Genomic DNA, 17905 nt, shown 5'->3' with positions numbered 1-17905 from the left:
CTTGCCAAACCGCACGTCAACGGGAAAACATGTCAAAGACCAACAAGAAGCAGTACCTGAAAGCACTCAACCGACGCCTGAAGAAGGAAACGGCCGGCAAGATCGACGCCGAGTTTGTCTTCTACCCTCTCGGCGCCAAGCCGAAGGACGCGACCGGCGTGACGGCCAGCGCCCAAGCAGACGAGAGCACGCTCGCCATCATGGAAGCGGTTCAGGCCCGCGTATTTGCCAAGTTCGAGGACGGCGCCGTCCGAAGCTGAACGTCGCCGAGGCGAAGGACCAGACGGTGCTCCCCGTCCTCCAACTGCACGCGCACGGCGCCGTTGACACAGGGGATGGGCAAGTCATCCAGCATTGCGGCCGACACTGGATCGTTGGCACCCCTTCGCTCCACGCGAATATCGTAGTGGCCGGCACCCAGTGCGATGGTGGCCTGGAAGCCCGGCCAGCTTGCGGGAATCCGTGGCGCGATTAGCAGCCAGGCGCCCTCCCGCCGGATGCCGAGGATGCCCTCGACGCCTGCCCGCACCATCCATCCCGCCGCCCCGGTGTACCACGTCCAGCCGCCACGGCCGACGTGGGGGGCGACCGAATAGACGTCGGCCGCCACCACATAAGGCTCCACCTTGTAGCGGTCCGTTGCCTGGGGCGTCAGCGCATGGTGAATCGGGTTGAGCATCGAGAACAGTTCGACGGCAGTGTCCGCGTCCCCCAGCTCCGCAAAGGCCAGGACGCTCCACATCGCGGCGTGACTGTACTGACCACCGTTCTCGCGGACACCGGGCGGGTAAGCCCGGAGATAGCCGGGGTCGTCCACGCCCCCGTCAAATGGCGGCGAGAACAGCAGCGCTAGCCCTTCGTCGCGGCGGACAAGCCGCTGGTCGAGCGACGCCATGGCCATCGCGCTTCGGGCAGGGTCGCCCACGCCAGACAGCACCGACCAGGACTGGGCGATGGCATCGATCCGGCAGGCCTCGCTGTCCTTCGAGCCCAGCGGCGTGCCGTTATCGTAGGTGGCCCGGCGGTACCACGCGCCATCCCAGCCATGCTGTTCCAGCGCCTCGCGCAGTGCCAGCCCATGGGCCCGCCATCTGGCGGCACGGTCGGCATCGCGCGCGTCAGCCAGCAGGGCGAACAGCGCGATAGTGCGGGCGAGCAACCATCCCAGCCAGACGCTCTCGCCCTTGCCGCCAGCGCCTACCAGATTCATCCCGTCGTTCCAGTCACCTCCACCAATCAGCGGCAGGCCGTGCTCGCCTGTCAGGCCGATGCAGCGGTCAATGCCGCGCGCACAGTGCTCGAACAGCGACGCGCTGGCCTCAGCCACCATGGGCTGGAAGAACAGGTCRTGGTCGCCGGCAGCCAGTGCCGGCCCGTCAAGGAAGGGGATGCGCTCGTCCAGCACCGCGGCATCATCCGCCCCCATCACATAGGTCGCCGTGGCGAAGGCCAGCCAGACGCAGTCGTCCGAAATCCGCGTGCGSACGCCCTGCCCGGAATGCGGTAGCCACCAGTGCTGGACGTCGCCTGGCTCGAACTGCCGCGCGGCGGCGCGCAGCAGATGGCGCCGCGTCTCGGCGGGGCGGGCGAAGGTGAGCGCCATGGTGTCCTGCAACTGGTCGCGAAACCCGTAGGCGCCGCTGGCCTGATAAAACGCCGAACGGGCCCGGACGCGACAGGCGAGCGTCTGGTAGAGCAACCATCCATTGAGCATGATGTCCATCGCGCGATCCGGCGTCTTGACCTGCACCGCGCCGAGCAGATCCGTCCATTGCGCCGTCACGGCCGCGAGCGTGCTGTCGAGATTCTCGGCGCGATAGCGGGCGATCAAGGCGCGGGCCTCATCGGCGCCGGCGCATTGCCCGAGCAGCACGGCCACCTCGGTGGATTCGCCCGGCGCGAGCGAGACATGACACTGGAGGGCCGCACAAGGATCCATCCCCGCGCCGGCCGCGCCGGAAAGCGATGCCGAGCCGGCGGGGGCRACCAGCGCCGCCGGGCGGCCGAGCGTGCCGCGATAGCCAATAAACTCGCTTCGGTCGGCTGTCCAGCTCGTCGTGGTCCCGACCAGACAGGCGAACGCGACCCGGCCGGGAAACGCGAGATTCCAGGGGTTCYGCGCCAGCATCGCGCCGCTTTCCGCATCGAACTCGGTCACGATGTAAGGGCCCGAGGCGCCGCGCGACAGGCCGAGGACCCAATCGACATAGGCCGTCACGGACAGCTGCCGATGCTCCCCGGAGAGATTGCGCAGCGTCATCCGCGAGATCTTCACCGGGTCATCGACCGGCACATACTGCAGCAGCTCCAGCCCGATGCCGTGCGCCACGTGTGAAAATCGACTGTATCCAAAGCCATGACAGGCGATGTACTTGCCGCCATCACGCACCGGCTGCGCGGTGGCTGTCCAGACCTCGCCCGACGCCAGGTCGCGCACGTAGATGGCCTCCCCTGCCGGGTCCGAGACGGCGTCGTTGGACCATGGCGTCAACTGGTTCTCCCGGCTGTTGACGGACCACGTATAGCCGCTGCCCTCGGTCGACACCTGGAAGCCAAAGCCGTCATTGGCAATGACATTGATCCATGGCGCCGGCGTGGTGGAGCCGTCCTCCAGGATCACGACGTACTCCCGGCCATCCCGGGCGAAGCCACCCAAACCGTTGAAGAACTCGAGCGAGGCCCGATCGTACGAGGTRCTTGCAACGGCAGGCGGCCACCGGGACGGCGGCGGCGTAAGCGGCAACGTTGGCGGCGGTGCCCACGCCGGATCGGGAATCCGTGCAAGCTGGTCGGCAATCGCGCCCCGGCGTGCAATCAGCGCCACGCGTGCGACGGACTGCAGCAACGCACGCGCCTCGCCGGTCATCAGGTCGGCGCGCAGCGCGTAGACCGCCCCCTGGGCGAACTCCTCGCCCAGACGCGGCCGCGACTGGCTGCTGCGTACCGCTGTGTCRATGGCGACCTGCAGGTCCTGCACATACGACGAGGCATGCTCGTTCACGATRACGAGATCGACGCCGAGCCGCTTCATGCGCCAGTACTCATGCGCACGCAGCAACTGGCGAACCTGCGCGATATCGTCGATCTCGTCGATACGCAACAGAACGATCGGCAGGTCGCCAGAGATGGCGTGCGGCCACAGYCCGGACTGRAGGCCAGCGCCGCGCGCGATCGCCCCGGATGGCGCCCTGAGGCGGCGGTCCGCGTACAGGATGGCTGCCGCCAGCCGCTGGAAGTCCGCAGCCTCGTTCGACTTGATATCCAGATGACGCAGCTGGACCTGCGCCTGCGTCCATGCGAGGGTCCGGGCGCGGTCGAAGGCGCTGCGATCGTGGTGCTTGTCGATCAGATCGAGCAGCTCGGCGCGCGACGCCGCCACGACGGTCCAGAACGCCACGCGCGCCACCCCACCGGGGGCGATGCGCACCTGCTGCCGCAGCGAAAAGATGGGATCCAGCACCGTGCCTGTCGTATTCGAGAGCGGCCCGCCGTCCTGCACTGCGCGCGCCGTCATGATGGTCCGACCCCGCCCCAGGAAGCGCGCCCGGTCGGACTCATACTCCGGGTCGGCACAGACGTCCCCCTCCACCACCGCGAAATGCGCGGCCCAGATCTGCGGATCGGTTTGCGAGCGGGGCCGGCGGGTCGCGATCAGTGCGCCGAACTCGGCCAGATACTCGGTCTGGATGAACAGCCGGGAGAACGCCGGATGCGCGACGTCCGCCGCCTGCGCCGAGAGCGCCAGCCCGGCGTAGGAGGTCAACGTGATCTCGCGGGTTCGGCGACCACTGTTGGACAGCGACGCGCGCCGCACCTCGCCGTCGTCCTCGCCCGATACCAGCACGTCGAGCGTGGTGGTCAGCGCGCCATCGCGCCGATGGAACGCCGCGCGATCCTCGACGAACAGCACCTCGTTGTCCTCGCCAACATCRTCGCTGCCGGGGATCCACGCGCCGGCGCACCAGACCCGTCCGTCCTCGTTGTCGCGCAGGAAGATGAACGACCCATCTTCATCGCAGGTGGCGTCCTCCCGCCACCGGGTGACCGACAGGTCGCGCCAATGGCTGTAGCCGGCCCCCGCTGCCGTCAGCATGACGGTGTAGCGCCCGTTCGAGAGCAGATGGGTGACAGGTGGCCCGACGACCGCACCAGGCATCCGCCTGGCCGTCGAATCCTGGACCGTGGGGGCAATCGCCGAAGCCTTGACGTCCTCGGCACGCGGCGGCGCGATCGCCACATTGCGCGGAATGCGCTCCTGCAGCAGCAGTTCGGTCGCCTGGACCATCGGCTCCTGATGGAAGCGCTCGCGCATGACGCCGTGCAGCAGCGTGTTGGCGAGCGCGACAATGCTCATGCCCTGGTGGTGGGCCATGAAGGCCCGCACGATGGCGTGATCCTGGTTCTCCGGCAAGCGCGAACGCGTGAAGTCGATGGCTTCGTAGAAGCCGTACCGAGCCAGCGCGCCGATGCGCATGAGATCCCTGAAGTTGCGCAGCGCTTCGGGCGGGTCAACCATGGCGGCGAGCGCGGCGGCGTACGGCGCAATCACCACGTTCTCGGCAAGMCCCCGCTTCAGGCCGAGGCCTGGCACGCCGAAGTTCGAATACTGGTACGTGAACTCGAGATCGCGCGCGTTGTACGCGGACTCCGAGATGCCCCAGGGAATGCTCAGCGAGCGACCGTAGGTGCGCTGGCGCTCGACCACCAGCCAGCTGGTCTGTTCGAGCAGGCTGCCCTTCGGCGCACGCATCACCAGTGACGGCATCAGGTATTCGAACATGGAGCCGGACCACGAGATCAGCGCCGAACCGTTGCCGAGCGGTGTGGCGGCACGGCCCAGGCGGAACCAGTGCCGCGTGGGCACATCCCCTTTTGCGATGGCGAACAGGCTGGCCAGTCGCGCCTCCGAGGCGAGCAGGTCGTAGCAGCTGGTGTCGAGCCGGTTATCGTCCATCGCAAAGCCGATCGACAACAGCTTGCGTTCCCCGTTGAACAGGAAGGAAAAATCCATGGACATCGCCATCTCGCGCGCTTCGCTGGCGAGCGCGAGAAGCCGGACAGCCACGTCTGGCGACGCGGCGGCAAGCGCCGCGCCATCGCGCTCATGTTCTACCGCCCGTCTGGACAGGGCGCCGAGCCAGAACGAGAGGTCACCCAGCGCGTCATTGCCGGCGGCCGGGCGCATGTCCGCGCAGAGCCGCGTGGCGTGGTCGGCCAGCCGCCGCAGCGTGGGCATCAACGTGGCCATCCGCTGCGCGCCGTGCAGATGATCGTCGATCTCGTTCAGCAACGCCTCGACCTCGCGGCCCTGCTCGCTGCCTGCCTGCAGCAAACTCCCCAGTGCCTCATGGGCCAGCGTGACGCTGTCCTGCATGCCCTTGCGTGTCTCCGGCGCCTCCGTCGCAGCGGCGGGCGTGCGCGCCCAGCCTTCGCAGGCGTTGGCCAGCACGATGAGATGGCCGGCCAGATTGCCGCTGTCGACGGACGACACATAGGCGGGCGTGAGCGCACGGAGGTCCTGGGTGCCATACCAGTTGAAGAAGTGTCCGCGATAGCGCGACAGCCGTCGCAGCGCGTCAAACGTGGCCTCGAGCCGCGCCACCGTTTCGGTCGTCCCCGCCCAGCCAAAGTCGTGCGCGGCCACGGCGGACAGCAGGTACAGGCCGATATTGGTCGGGGAAGTCCGGTTCGCCACGACCTGCCGGGGGCTCTCCTGCACGTTGTCCGGGGGCAGCATGTTGTCCGCCGGCGTGACGAAGACCTCGAAGTAGCGCCACGTGCGACGCGCGATCCGGCGCAGTTCTCCCGCTTCCTCCTCGGACAGCGTAAGCCGGGGCGCAGCGCGCGTCGCACGGCTGGCCCACAGCGCGAGCGCCGGCGCGGCGAGCCACAGCAAGACAAACGGCGTCACYAGCGGCCAGCCGGATGGCGCGACACCGATCGTGATGGCAGCCACCACCACGGTCAGCAGGACCCCGCCCAGCATGCGACGGTAGAACCCCGCGAGATCGAGCCGGGGATTGCGCTTCGACTGCGCGGCAGTCGTCCATTCGAGCAAGTGGCGCCGCGTGCGGAGCAGCCGCGTCAGTGTCCGGACGATGGCGTCGCCGGTGCTCCAAGCCTGGTCCGGCAGGAACGCCACGGTGAACAGGATCTGCATGGCGGCGGTGCGCAGATCGGCCAGCCGCATCGCCGCGTGGCTGCGCCATCGCACCGCCGTGTGATGGGGGCGCAGCGAAAGCAGGCCCGGCAGCAGGATCGGGATGCTGATGGCGGCCAGCACCAGCAGCGTGGCATGCAGGTTGAGCGGCGCGGGCGCGAGCCAGCTCGTCGCGAGCGCCGCCAGCTGGCAGAGCGGCAGGACCGAGCGACGCAGGTTGTCGAACATCTTCATGCGGCCTACGGCGGGCACCGCATCGCGCCCGGCATGGTGTCCGAAGATCCAGCCGAGGAGTTGCCAGTCGCCGCGCGTCCAGCGGTGCTGCCGCTTGGCGGCCACGTCATGGCGCGCGGGAAATTCCTCGACCACCTCGATATCCGACGCCAGGCCCGTACGCGCGAACATGCCTTCGAGCAGGTCGTGGCTGAGCACGGTGTTATCGGCGATCCGGCCGGACAGTGCCGCCTCGAAGGCGTCGACGTCGTAGATGCCTTTGCCGACGTACGACCCTTCGTTGAACAAGTCCTGATAGACATCGGACGCTGCGGTGGCATAGGAATCGATGCCGCCCGGCGCGGAGAAGATGCGCTGGAACAACGATCCCTCCCGCCCAACCGGCAGCGACGGGGTCACCCGAGGCTGGAGGACCGCATAGCCGCCGATGACCCGCTGCAGCGCAGGGTCGAAGCGGGGCCGGTTCAACGGATGCGCGATCTTGCCGATCAGCCGCAACGCGGCGTCTCGCGGCAGGCGCGTGTCCGCATCCAGCGTAATGACATAGCGGACGTCAGCCGGTACGCGCGGCGGCGCGCCGCCCACCGGCACATAGCTGGTGTCGGTGGCGCCCCGCAACAGGCGGTTCAGCTCGTGCAGCTTGCCGCGCTTGCGCTCCCACCCCATCCAGACGCCCTCGCCCGCATTGAAGATGCGGCGCCGATGGAGCAGGAGAAAGCGGTCTCCCGCTGGCCCTGGGCCATGGCGCTCGTTGAGTAGCGCGATGGCRTCGGCGGCGACTGCGAGCAGATGCGCGTCGCCGGGCATGACCTCCTGATCGGCGTCTACGCCATCGGTCAGCAAGGCGAAACTCAAGTCGCCGCCGGCCCCGGAAAGATGGTGCACCTCCAGCCCCTCGATCTGGGCGCGCAGCTCGGGCTCGCCGGACAAYAGCGTCGGCACGGCGATCAGGGTCCGCAGGKAGCGCGGCACGCCGGCAGAAAGCGCCAGACCGGGCAGGATGACGGCCCCGAAGTGCCACGCAATCGCCCGGTTGATCAGCGCGAAGGCGACTTCGCTGGCGGGGATCAGCCAGATCAGCACAACGAGCGCGAGCAGCATGGGCCATCCGCCCGTTGCGGCCAGCGCCGGAACTCCCAGAAGCCACAACGAGATAGCGAGCAGCAGGACGGTGACCAGCAACGTCGCCCCGAGGTAGCCGCCGATGCCGAGCCGGAGATGAAAGCGGCTGAGCTGCTGCGCGACGGTGGGTCGGTATCCGATCGACGCCTCGAAGGTAGCGAGTCCGTCACCGATCAGGTGGTAGCCGGCGTCCGTCGCGCATTCGACGCGGCCGGCATCGTGCCCGATTCCAGTCGCGGCACGGGCGGCCCCTACCGCGCGGTCGGCGATCTCCAGCTCGGATAGCGTCGCGCCCCGCGCCAGGCGCTCGATGGCGCTGCGGTAAAGGTTGCGCGTCGGGAAGTCCATGAGCGCGAACGTGCTGTTCGCGCACAACACCCGGTTGACGAGGCTGACGTCCTCGAACAGCTCGGTCCAGTCGAGGTCCGAGATCAACCGCAAGCTGGTAATGACGTTGCGGACCGTGACATTGGATGCCCCTTGCCGCTGTTGGGCATGCAGTACCACGTCATCGACGGAAACGCCCTGCCGCCCGAGCCGCGCCTCCAGCCAGCCAAGGATCGGCGTGGTCACGGGGTCCTGGTCACGCAGCCGCTTGGCCAGCTGCGCGGCAAACAGCTCCGACAAGGGCAGGACGGAACGCGCCGCAATATCGGCTTCCAGCGCCGATCGGCCGCATCCCTCGACCAGTACACGGCGCGCCAGGCCATCGGCGTCGGCGCGGGCGGCGCGCCCCGCCGTCATCTGGTCAGCGAGCCGGCGCAGGTTCTCGATCAGGACAATGCGCAGCGTAATGGCGACGGCCCACAGTTCCCCGATGGTCAGCGGTGTCACGCGCTGATAGGCGGCGATAAAGCGCCGCAGCGCGATGGCATCGATATGGCTGTCGGTGTGCGCGACAAACGCCCAGGCAATGCCAAAGACGCGCGGGTAGCCGGCGAACGGTCCGTTGCTCAGCTTGGGCAGCTGGCGATAGTAGCCGGGCGGCAAGGCATCGCGAATCTCCCGGACCTGCGCTTCGACGAGGTGGTAGTTGTCGAGCAACCACTCTGCGGCGGGCACCACGCTGCGCCCCTTCTCCAATTCGGACGCACCGGCCCGGTAGGCGCGCAGCAAGACCGCCGCATTGTCCTTGAGGCGGCTCTGCAGCGTGGGGACCCTGGGCGGGCTGRCGGTCACGGTCTGCGCGGCCGCCAGGCTCTGCGCATGCTGCTCCAGCCGTTCGATGCCAAACAGTTCTCCCCGGACCGGCGCCTTGTCATGCCATGGCGACGGCGTAGGCAGAAACGAAAAAGCGTGGCGAATGGCCTCTAGCATCTATTTCCTTCGTTGAGGATGGCACCCCACGAACCTGCGACCTGGATCACCGATACGTACGGACGTTGCGCGCGCGTTCTACAGTAGAGGYATGGTCTTTTGTCCCACAGCAGGGCGAGGAGGCGCGATGTCCCCGTATGAAGCGTTACGCGATCGATTCTTCGAGGCATCGACGCGCGAAAAGGATCACAGGGCCTTGCTGGAATCGGTCGCCAGATCCACGAGTGAGAAGCTGGCTGCATATTTGCAGGCGCCGCCCGCGCTGATATCGGTCAAGCCGACCGGAGAGCCCGGTCCGAAAAGCTACGGCTTCCGTTACGTCGTCACGTTCGACGCAGGGGATGCCGTGGTGCACAGCGCCGAGGTGCCCGTCGTGATGACACTCACGCGTCACGGCTTGCACGCGAAGGTTGCCGATGGCCATGACCAACACGTGGGCGACCCCGCGCACCCCGATTGGCATGAAGTGTTCTACGACGTACTCACCATGCTGGAGAAGGACTGTCAGGCCACGGAAAGGCAATCCCAGATCTGAATGGTCGACGGGGCCGTCGTTATCGCATGGTCAACGGGGCCAGCCGCGGTACGCTGTCCCGGCGAGGCAAACGCCGCCCAACTCCYTGACGATGCTGCGCATCGGCGCGCAGGAACCGCCGTGGCARCTTGCCACCATCACGAGCTGCCCCGGCGCCATGGGGAGTCGGCGTTCCGTCAAGCCGACGCGCARGAACTTGCCACCGAGTCTTGCCCCGAGCAGCCAGCCCAGCATGCCGCCGAGCATGGCAACCCCCAGTGCGGCGATCGTGCTTTCGGCCGGACCAAACGATGTGCCGTACGCAACGGTGATGGCGACGCCGGCAATGGCGCCGGCGACAAATCCGCCCATTGCGGTTTCATCGCGGTAGGTAATCTGGCCCGTGTCGGTGCCGGGCAGGCTCTCGACGGGCTGCCGGTCTCGACGTACAAACCACGGACCATCCGGCTCCTGAGGGCCAGCCACGAGCGCGTGCAGCCGGGTCTGTGCCAGCTTGGCGGTGGCCACATCATTGAGGATGAAATATAGGAGCGTGCGCATGACTCGCCTCCGACTGTTGTTCCGCATATCTGTTGGGCCATCGGCGGCCGGAGAGCGGAACCCTGCTAAGGCGCGTCATGGCTCTAGTTTAGAGGTCCAGGCACGACAAATGCGAGCGTCCTTACAATACAGGCGCAGCGTCGTAGCAGTACACTCTGAATGCCGTCTCCCTCCCCCACATCGGCGCAAGGTCAACGATGAATCGCATCCGGTACCTGGTGAACCTGTCCTATGAGATCCTGGATCCCACAGCGGACTTTCTGTTGCGTATCGAAGCCGCAAGGACGGGACGCCAGTCCATCGTTTCCGAGCACCTCGCCATCACGCCGGAGGTGCCCGCCACGCGCTACACAGATCCAGTCCTGTGCAACCGCATGCTGCGGATTCGGGCGAACAAGGGCCATCTGGCCATCCGCTATGAGTGTGTGGTGGACATCGATCATCGACTCGACGATGGCGAATCGATACGGCAGGTCCCGGTCGCCGAACTGCCCTTTGAGGTGCTGCCCTTCCTGACGCCGAGCCGCTATTGCGAATCAGACCGCCTGATGGAGTTCGCGATGCGTGAGTTTGGCGGCATGCGCCCCGGCTACCCGCGCGTGTACGCGATCCGGGAATGGGCGCGCAACCATATCCGTTTTCTCTCGCACTCCACCAATGAACGGACGTCGGCGACCGATACGATCGTGGAGCGAACCGGCGTGTGCCGGGATTTCGCCCACCTGATGATCGCCATTTGCCGCGCGCTGAGTATGCCGGCCCGCATTTCCAGCAGCCTGGACTATGGTGCGGACCCGGCAATGGGCCCGCCGGATTTCCACGCGGTAGTTGAGGTGTACCTGTCGGGCGGCTGGTATCTGCTCGATCCCTCAGGGGTATCGATTCCGACCGGCCTGCTGCGTATTGGCACCGGCCGGGATGCCGCCGATGTTCCTTTTGCGGCGATATTCGGGAAGGTGCAGTCGGAGCGGCCCTATATCGAAATCGAGGCACTGACCGATCCGGCTGCCGGCATTGGCATGCCGCTCGCCACGCCCCGCGCCATCTCGACCTGGTAACCAGCCTTCAGCGCTGGCCGCCTTTCATGCCCTCGGTTTCCATGGCGGCGTTCCATTCCTCGTACGCCTCGATCGGTTCCATGGCGTCGTCGACGAACGCTGCCGCGCGTTCCGCCGCGGCGACACGCTCCAGTTGCGTATCGCCGGCGTCGCTATCTTCCGCCGTGGGCGGCAGCAGCATGTCTTCCAGCATTCCCCGCAACTCCACGGTGTCCCATGGCCGGCCGAGCCGGGCCTTCCTGTTCAGGTAGTGACGAACTTCSGATTCCTGCTCGGCGGTCAGTGGCAGCCCCTGGAATGTCGAGCTAAAGTCCTGATGGATCATGATGCGCCTCCCTCATCGGTCGGCTTCCGCCGATTTACTTCCGCTTGCCGACGCCGTCGTTGCCGATCCGAGAATGCACCGTTCCGATCGGGCTTGCCGGCACGGCCGGCTTCTTGGGCTGTTTGGGTTTTTTTGCTTCGCGATTGCCGCGTAGTTGGCTCTTGGCCATGAGATGCTCCCGGTGCATTGATTGCCGATTGGCAGTACCAGCATACGCTCTTACTGTGCGCTTCAGGGATATATCGGGGGAAGCCGCCCGACGGACTTAAACCGGCGAATATCGCCGTGCAGGACGCCTTGCGATATTGCCGGCGCCGACGGGCTTCAGTTCGCCCTCCCATGGCAACACGTCGAGATCGAGCACATGGTCGCCGTCGGCCGCCTTGTTGTAGAGCTGGTCGCGCAGGACCTGGCCAATGGCGATGCGGCATAGCTGTTCGCAGGTCTCACCCGTGGCGGGCTGGAGGTCGCTGTCGGGGCTGCGCACCGAAAAGGAGCGTCTTCCGGTGCCAACGAAGCTTGTAAATTGCACGCCCGCCGGGTGGTTGCCATCCCGGAAACTGACCGCCACATGGTAGGCCAGGCGCTCGACATCGGCGTTTAATGTGCAGAGGAAGCTGAATGGCAGAGTGGCACCTTGCATACTGGAATCGCCCCCTTGATTGAGAAGGTATCGGAATTTGCGACTACCTATCGACTCTACTCCTTCCCTCCCACTCGCGGCGGGTGTATTTCTCCGTAGGGAAAAACCCTCCACAAATAAAAAAAGCTCCGCATCTGCGGAGCTTTTCTACGACTGTTGCCAGTCGAGTCAGTTCAGGAGGGCTGAATCTTCGTCGCGGTCGGACCCTTGGGGCCATTGCCTTCGACGTAATTCACCTTCTGTCCTTCTTGCAGCGACTTGAAGCCATCGCCCTGGATCTCGGAGAAATGCGCGAAAAGATCATTTCCACCTGCTTCCGGCGTGATGAAACCAAAGCCCTTGGCGTCGTTAAACCACTTTACCGTACCTGTTGCCATGTCAATTCCTAAAAAATTCTCGCACGACGAAAATACCGGCGAGGCACGATACTCAAGGAAGAAACAAGGAAGGTGGCGATTCGCCAATGAACTCTGAGGTCTGCTTGATGATCCTGCAAGGACTCTTATACAGGTCATGCCGGGGCAGGTCAACCTAACTTACGAATGAATCGATGGCCGGGAGACCGATGACGTCCATTCCGAGGCGTGCCAGGGGAAAAGCCAGCCATCGGCCACCCCTGACGCGCGCTTCGCTATCCCGGCAGGCCTAGGAACACTGGCTCAAGACGCTGGACGCCGCGGCGTCGTTGCCGCGGAAATACAGCGTTGAGCCTGTGCCGGTCGGAACGGGCCTGACCATAGCGGCCGTTCCGGCGGGCGGGGTCTGGCCGGGGACAAAGACATCGAATGCCGTATCGTTGGCGTACACGTACTGGATCATGGCCGGCTGTCCGCCCGGTTGCGTCCATTTCGATCCGATGCACTGCGCGGCCGCCTTGGGCGCCATCTGGCTCTGGCCTACCTTGCTGGCATTGGCCGGCGGCGGCGGGGGAAGGGGCGCGGGCGGCGGTGGGCTGGCGCATCCGGCGGCTGCGAGCAACACAACGAGCAGGGAGTATTTCATGTTGTTGGCTCCATAGGACGTTCGCTTACTCCACCAAGATATTCAACCGTGGAAAACGCCGGTATTGGACCATGGACCACCCTGCCGCCCGCAAAGGCAGCGGGCGCCATTTCGTCGAGACACTGATCCCATTACAATGCGGCGTTTAGCCGCCACCATGGCAGCGGCTGCCGCGCGCCAGCGGCGAAGGCCGCATGCATTGAATACGAGATCCATGAATCACAGCGACACCGTCCCTTCGGAGGCCGAGTCCTCCCCCATCCATGAACCCAGGCTTTGGCGAGACAAGGGCTGGACCGCGCGGGTCATCAAGAACGAGGATGGTGACGGCTGGGCCGTCGAGATGATCCGGGATGGCAGTTCCGAGCCCGCGCTGGTCGGCCCCTGGACCATGGGCCGAAACAAGGTCGATCCGAAGCCGCTCGATGCGACAGCGCATCAGACCCTGGTGAAGACCGCTTCGGAAGTCATCCGTCGACACGAACAGCAGTTGCACGCGCAACTGAACAAGCAGGTGACCGTGGAAGTCGGCTCGGACGCGGTAACGATCCAGCTTGTCATCACGCCGGACGAGTACGAGCCATTCGGCACCCTCACGGCAGTCGGGCAGTTCGGGGACGTGCTCGCTACCGTCAAAGTGCGACCAGATTTCCGCTTGACGCGGGAAAGCGGCRCGCAGTGGGCCGCCGGGGGATTCGGCAAGATCCGGTGAAACCCTGCCGGGGTTACCCGCCGGGCGTCCGGCGGGGGTAGCTGCCCACCTCAGGCGTCAGCGATCCAGGAACGCCAGCACAGCCTGATTGAACCCCTCCACCTGTTGCAGGTTCGAGAGATGCGCGGCGTACAGTTCCACGTACCTGGCGCCCGGAATGTTCTCCGCCAGATACCGACCATCGGCGGGCGGGGTCGGGATATCGCCGGTGCCGGCAATGACCAGCGTGGGCGTGGTGATGCGCTGCACGTCGTTGCGCAGATCCGAATCGCGCACGGCCAGGCAGTTCGCCGCGTAGCCGCGGGCGTCGGTGGCACCCAACATCGTCCGCAACGTCTGCACGAGATCCGCCTGCTGCGCCGCGAAGTCCGGCGTGAGCCATTTGTCGACTACGGCGGCGGCAATCGACGCCACACCGTCACGCTCCACGGCGGCGGCACGGTTGGTCCAGTTCTCGGGCGGCCCGATATAGGCCGCCGTATTGCACAGGATCAGCTTGTCAAGGCGGTCAGCGTGGTGGACGCCCAGCCACATGCCCGTGATGCCGCCCATCGACAGCCCGCAGAAATGCACGCGTTGCAGGCCCAGATGGTCGAGCAGCGCGATGACGTCGCCGCCCAGTTGCGCGATGCTGTACGGTCCCTCGGTAACGGACGACTGCCCGTGGCCGCGCGTGTCGTAGCGCAGCACCCGGAAACGCTGCGTCAGCGCAGCGATCTGCGGCTGCCACATATCGAGGCTGGTACCCAGGGAGTTCGACAGCACCAGCACGGGCAGGCTCTCATCGCCATCGAACCGGTAATGGAGCTTGACGCCCGCAAGGTCAGCAAAAGGCATGGCGGTCTCCGGGGCTCAGTTCTGGGCGATGGCAGAGGCGTGCTGCGCCAGCGCGGTCACCTTCATTTCCATGTACGGATACAGCGGCAGGCCAGTCAGCAGCGTGTGCAGTTCGTCGGCATCCTTGACGTCAAAGATGCTCACGTTCGCGTAGAGGCCAGCCACGCGCCACAGGTGGCGCCACTTGCCGTCGCGTTGCAGTTGCTGGGAGTACGCCTTCTCTTCCGCCTTGATCTTGTCGGCGACAACCGGGTCGAGCGTTTGGGGAATACGAACAGTCATTTCGACCATGAACAGCATGGTGGGCTCCTAGTGAAGAGAGAGGAATCAGGTAGTGGCAACGGGCGTCACGGGCGACCCCATCGCGCCGGGCAGCCGCAGCGGCGGCGCCGACAGGAAGAACCGGTGGCGACCCTCGGCGCGCAGCCAGGCGGCCAGGTCGCGCAGGTACCAGAGTTCGCCGAGCGGCAGGCCGAGCTTGAACAGGCAGTGATGATGCAGCGGCAGCATCGGCACGGGGCCCTGCTCCGCCGGCACGGGCCGCGCCGGATAGCGCTCGACGGCGTAATTGTCGGCCGCGATCGCGGCAATGCCGGAATCGGTGATCCACTGCAGCAGCTTGTCGTCGCGCCCGTCCAGCGCGCAGCAGCTCTGATGCAACAGTTCGGCATCGGGCTCGCCAGCCATCTCGACCAGCATCTCGGCGAATCCGGTGCGAAGCACGAGGATGTCGCCACTGCCAACCTCGATGCCATCGGCGTCGATCACGCGCATCAGGTCGTCGTAGCCGACCGTCCGGCATTCGCGGCCGTAGTGTTCGGCCAGATCGACCAGCACGCCGCGCGCCTGAATGCCGTGCGCCGCGAGGGTCTCGATGCCGAGCGCGTCGGCATGGCTGTGGTCGTGCCCGCAGGGATGGGCCGCGAAGTGGTCGGCTTCAGCATAGTCAACCGGACCGACGATATCGGCATTCGGCCGGAAACCGTTGTAGTAGACGCGTTCGGCCACCCCATCGCCATCGGCATCGAACAGCGCGCCCACGTGGGCCAGTGAATCCCACTGCGTGGAGTACTGCATGGATAGCAGCACCTGGTCGTCGCTGAGCACGTCCAGCGCGCGCGGATCGACCTTGGCCAGCGGGAAGTTCACGTAGGCCACGTCGTCACGGAAAGTGGGACGCAGCACGGGCGGATGCCGGCGCGGGTTCAGCACATTCCCGCCGGGGAGGTCCAGCGGCAGGGACAGGCAGAACGTCCGGCCGCTTTGAATCTCCTGCGCGGCGGCACGCACGCGCGCCGCCGTGATCAGGTTCAGGCGGCCGAGCTGGTCGTCCTCACCGAAGTCGCCCCAGTTGGCGCCWTCGGGCCGTTGCTTCCATCGCTTCATACCTACGCCTTCGTTCAGATATGACGGACGCCGTCCAGATAGGCCTTGCGCCACCGCACGATCTTTACCTCGGCGAACAGCGCGGCCTTGTGGAACGGATCGGCTTCGATAAAGGCCTGCGCAGCCTCGCGCGTCTCCACGTCGACGATATACAGGCCACCACCGCCATCGCTGCCGTCATCGTTGAGCTTGGCGCCGCAGGCCAGCAGCAGCGCCTTGTTGGCTTCCAGATACTCCAGGTGCACGGGCCGGTTGGCCTGCCGCACATGCTGGTGATTCGGCTTGTCGAACGTCTCGATCAGGAACGGCATGCGATTCTCTCCGYGTTGGTTGTCAGTACATCGGTCAGTGCGTCAGCATGCCCCAGGCCAGCAGCGCCACGATATAGATGGCACCSACCCAGAACATCATGATCACGGTATAGCCCATCACGTCCTTGAGCTTGAGCTTCGACAGCGCCAGCGCCGGCAGGATCCAGAACGGCTGCACGAGGTCGTTCCAGGCGTTGCCCAGCATCACCGACATCGAGGTCTGCGCCACCGAGCTGCCGATGGCCTTCGCCGCGTCGATCATGAATGGCCCCTGAATCACCCAGTGGCCACCACCCGACGGCGCGAAGAAGTTGATCACGAACGAACTCACCAGGCCCCAGAACGGCAGCGTCTGCGGCGTGGCGATATCCACGAACACGCGCGAAATGGTATCCACCAGCCCCGAGCCCGCCATGATCGCCATGATGCCGGCATAGAACGGATATTGCAGGATGATGCCTGAAATCGTCTTGATGCCCTCGTTCAGCTTGGCGACGTAGTTGGCCGGCGTGCCCAGCAGCAGCACCCCGATGAACAGGATCAGGAAGTTGATCAGGTTCAGGTCCAGCGTGCCGCCCTGTGTGAAGTACAGCACCGCGTAGGCCATGCCGCACAGGCCGATGACCAGGCTCAGCAGGCGGCTGTTGTTCATGCGCGCGGCCAGCGTGTTCTCRATGCCCATGCTGTGGCCACCGGCGGCGGCGGCACGGCCCTCCTCCGCGTCGTCCTTGATCTCCACCACATCCTTGGCRTCGCGCGGATGCAGCATSGCGTTGAGCAGCGGCAGCGTGACGATCACGGCSAGGCTSGTGAGCAGCATCGGCAGSGAGAAGATCGTGTCCTTGAGCGCCACCACGCCCATGAGCTTTTCCATCGGATGGCCCGGCGTGGAGATCAGCACGGGAATRCTGGCRGACAAGCCCAGGCCGTACATCGTGAAGCCGCTATAGGCCGACGCGATGATCAGCGGGTAGTGCACCCCCTTCACCTTGAGCGCCAGCTTGCGGGCGATGATGCCACCGATCACGAGGCCGAAGCCCCAGTTCAGGTAGCTACCGATACCGCCGACCAGCGTCGCCACGATGATGGCCCCGCGCGGCGTATGCACGCGCGCGACGATGCTGTTCAGGAAACGATCGACCAGCGGCGCGGTGGCCAGCACATAGCCCATGGCCAGGATCACGGCCATTTGCGTGGTGAACGAGAGCAGGTTCCAGAACCCCTTGCCCCAGTTCAGGATGATCGTGTTGGCGGCCTGTCCCTCGACCAGCATCGCCATCACCATGGAGAGCAGCGTCAGGCCAATCGCAAACACGAAGGGGTCCGGCAAATACCGGCGCATCAGTTCTGTAAAGAACCCGGCAACCTTGTTCAAGGCAAGTCTCCTGAAATCCGAAATGACCACATATCGAACTTGCGTTCTATATGCGAACGTCTAGTTAGCTTGGATCGGAGGGTAAGACTTTGTCTTTGGCAATGTCAACGCAATAAATTGCTCGATTACCCGCCCACAACACAACAATTCGATATTGCACCGCAGCAGATCCGCGCGCCAATTCACAGGTCGTTGCGCCCTGTGCGCAGGGGCTTCGCATATTGCAATGCACCAATGGTCTTTCACGGCTGAAAGGTTCATGGCCGGTATCCGCACAGAACGGTGGCGCCRGCAGACAAGCCATCTCGTGGTGTATCGTTGGCGGCCATAGCGCCCCGGCGTCCGGGA

General features: G+C 65.4%; 16 protein-coding genes. 4 read left to right on the top strand and 12 right to left on the bottom strand.

What is annotated here, in order from left to right; translation table 11 throughout:
- Positions 1–29: 29 nt before the first annotated feature.
- Positions 30–260 (top strand): hypothetical protein, encoded by a 231-nt coding sequence (locus AB4Z27_RS09250; protein ID WP_441644318.1) that lies wholly within the window; start codon positions 30–32, stop codon positions 258–260.
- Here AB4Z27_RS09250 and AB4Z27_RS09245 read toward each other — a convergent pair.
- Positions 212–8833, bottom strand: coding sequence for a GH36-type glycosyl hydrolase domain-containing protein (locus AB4Z27_RS09245; protein WP_441644317.1), 8622 nt, complete (start codon positions 8831–8833; stop codon positions 212–214). The genes AB4Z27_RS09250 and AB4Z27_RS09245 overlap by 49 nt on opposite strands.
- A gap of 127 nt (positions 8834–8960) precedes the next feature.
- Between AB4Z27_RS09245 and AB4Z27_RS09240 the strand changes: the two genes are divergently transcribed.
- Positions 8961–9368, top strand: a complete 408-nt coding sequence (locus tag AB4Z27_RS09240; protein WP_441593488.1) for a hypothetical protein — start codon at positions 8961–8963, stop codon at positions 9366–9368.
- Between the two features lie 30 nt (positions 9369–9398).
- Here the strand turns inward: AB4Z27_RS09240 and AB4Z27_RS09235 are convergent, their stop codons facing one another.
- Positions 9399–9908 carry a hypothetical protein gene (locus AB4Z27_RS09235; RefSeq protein WP_441644316.1) on the bottom strand — a complete coding sequence of 170 codons (510 nt, stop codon included), beginning with the start codon at positions 9906–9908 and terminating at the stop codon, positions 9399–9401.
- Positions 9909–10105: 197 nt separating this feature from the next.
- Here AB4Z27_RS09235 and AB4Z27_RS09230 point away from each other — a divergent pair, with 197 nt between their 5' ends.
- Positions 10106–10966 (top strand): transglutaminase-like domain-containing protein, encoded by an 861-nt coding sequence (locus tag AB4Z27_RS09230; RefSeq protein WP_092299588.1) that lies wholly within the window; start codon positions 10106–10108, stop codon positions 10964–10966.
- Positions 10967–10973: 7 nt separating this feature from the next.
- Here AB4Z27_RS09230 and AB4Z27_RS09225 read toward each other — a convergent pair whose 3' ends face one another.
- From AB4Z27_RS09225 to AB4Z27_RS09205, 5 genes are all read right to left on the bottom strand, one after another.
- Positions 10974–11291 carry a hypothetical protein gene (locus AB4Z27_RS09225; protein WP_441593489.1) on the bottom strand — a complete coding sequence of 106 codons (318 nt, stop codon included), beginning with the start codon at positions 11289–11291 and terminating at the stop codon, positions 10974–10976.
- A gap of 34 nt (positions 11292–11325) precedes the next feature.
- Positions 11326–11460, bottom strand: coding sequence for a hypothetical protein (locus AB4Z27_RS09220; RefSeq protein ID WP_255370945.1), 135 nt, complete (start codon positions 11458–11460; stop codon positions 11326–11328).
- A gap of 96 nt (positions 11461–11556) precedes the next feature.
- On the bottom strand, positions 11557–11934 hold the full coding sequence (locus AB4Z27_RS09215; protein WP_092299583.1) for a hypothetical protein: 378 nt from the start codon (positions 11932–11934) through the stop codon (positions 11557–11559).
- A 173-nt stretch (positions 11935–12107) separates the two neighbouring features.
- Complete coding sequence (locus AB4Z27_RS09210; protein ID WP_092299580.1) at positions 12108–12311, bottom strand: cold-shock protein; 204 nt, start codon at positions 12309–12311, stop codon at positions 12108–12110.
- A 268-nt stretch (positions 12312–12579) separates the two neighbouring features.
- Positions 12580–12936: a hypothetical protein gene (locus AB4Z27_RS09205; RefSeq protein ID WP_441644315.1), complete on the bottom strand. Its 357-nt coding sequence runs from the start codon at positions 12934–12936 to the stop codon at positions 12580–12582.
- Positions 12937–13150: 214 nt separating this feature from the next.
- Between AB4Z27_RS09205 and AB4Z27_RS09200 the strand changes: the two genes are divergently transcribed.
- Positions 13151–13648 carry a hypothetical protein gene (locus tag AB4Z27_RS09200; protein WP_441644314.1) on the top strand — a complete coding sequence of 166 codons (498 nt, stop codon included), beginning with the start codon at positions 13151–13153 and terminating at the stop codon, positions 13646–13648.
- 57 nt (positions 13649–13705) lie between these two features.
- Here the strand turns inward: AB4Z27_RS09200 and pcaD are convergent, their stop codons facing one another.
- The 5 genes from pcaD to AB4Z27_RS09175 are packed head-to-tail and all read right to left on the bottom strand — an operon-like array spanning position 13706 to position 17557.
- Positions 13706–14485, bottom strand: a complete 780-nt coding sequence (pcaD, locus tag AB4Z27_RS09195) for a 3-oxoadipate enol-lactonase (protein ID WP_092299571.1) — start codon at positions 14483–14485, stop codon at positions 13706–13708.
- A 15-nt stretch (positions 14486–14500) separates the two neighbouring features.
- Complete coding sequence (gene catC / locus AB4Z27_RS09190; protein ID WP_092299568.1) at positions 14501–14785, bottom strand: muconolactone Delta-isomerase; 285 nt, start codon at positions 14783–14785, stop codon at positions 14501–14503.
- 27 nt (positions 14786–14812) lie between these two features.
- Positions 14813–15871 carry a cyclase family protein gene (locus AB4Z27_RS09185; protein ID WP_441644313.1) on the bottom strand — a complete coding sequence of 353 codons (1059 nt, stop codon included), beginning with the start codon at positions 15869–15871 and terminating at the stop codon, positions 14813–14815.
- Between the two features lie 14 nt (positions 15872–15885).
- On the bottom strand, positions 15886–16182 hold the full coding sequence (locus AB4Z27_RS09180) for a YciI family protein (protein WP_092299562.1): 297 nt from the start codon (positions 16180–16182) through the stop codon (positions 15886–15888).
- Positions 16183–16216: 34 nt separating this feature from the next.
- Positions 16217–17557 carry a short-chain fatty acid transporter gene (locus AB4Z27_RS09175; RefSeq protein WP_092299559.1) on the bottom strand — a complete coding sequence of 447 codons (1341 nt, stop codon included), beginning with the start codon at positions 17555–17557 and terminating at the stop codon, positions 16217–16219.
- Positions 17558–17905 lie beyond the last annotated feature (348 nt).

It is taken from the genome of Cupriavidus sp. KB_39, assembly GCF_052114485.1.
In the GTDB taxonomy this organism is placed as follows: domain Bacteria; phylum Pseudomonadota; class Gammaproteobacteria; order Burkholderiales; family Burkholderiaceae; genus Cupriavidus.
This window is presented reverse-complemented; position numbering and strand designations above follow the sequence as displayed.

What these genes read in the sequence shown, in the direction of transcription:
- pcaD (WP_092299571.1), bottom strand. Translation starts at nt 14,485, where the DNA reads ATGCCTTTTGCTGACCTTGCGGGCGTCAAGCTCCATTACCGGTTCGAT.
- AB4Z27_RS09205 (WP_441644315.1), bottom strand. Translation starts at nt 12,936, where the DNA reads ATGAAATACTCCCTGCTCGTTGTGTTGCTCGCAGCCGCCGGATGCGCC.
- AB4Z27_RS09220 (WP_255370945.1), bottom strand. Translation starts at nt 11,460, where the DNA reads ATGGCCAAGAGCCAACTACGCGGCAATCGCGAAGCAAAAAAACCCAAA.
- AB4Z27_RS09215 (WP_092299583.1), bottom strand. Translation starts at nt 11,934, where the DNA reads ATGCAAGGTGCCACTCTGCCATTCAGCTTCCTCTGCACATTAAACGCC.
- AB4Z27_RS09210 (WP_092299580.1), bottom strand. Translation starts at nt 12,311, where the DNA reads ATGGCAACAGGTACGGTAAAGTGGTTTAACGACGCCAAGGGCTTTGGT.
- AB4Z27_RS09250 (WP_441644318.1), top strand. Translation starts at nt 30, where the DNA reads ATGTCAAAGACCAACAAGAAGCAGTACCTGAAAGCACTCAACCGACGC.
- AB4Z27_RS09240 (WP_441593488.1), top strand. Translation starts at nt 8,961, where the DNA reads ATGTCCCCGTATGAAGCGTTACGCGATCGATTCTTCGAGGCATCGACG.
- AB4Z27_RS09180 (WP_092299562.1), bottom strand. Translation starts at nt 16,182, where the DNA reads ATGCCGTTCCTGATCGAGACGTTCGACAAGCCGAATCACCAGCATGTG.
- catC (WP_092299568.1), bottom strand. Translation starts at nt 14,785, where the DNA reads ATGCTGTTCATGGTCGAAATGACTGTTCGTATTCCCCAAACGCTCGAC.
- AB4Z27_RS09230 (WP_092299588.1), top strand. Translation starts at nt 10,106, where the DNA reads ATGAATCGCATCCGGTACCTGGTGAACCTGTCCTATGAGATCCTGGAT.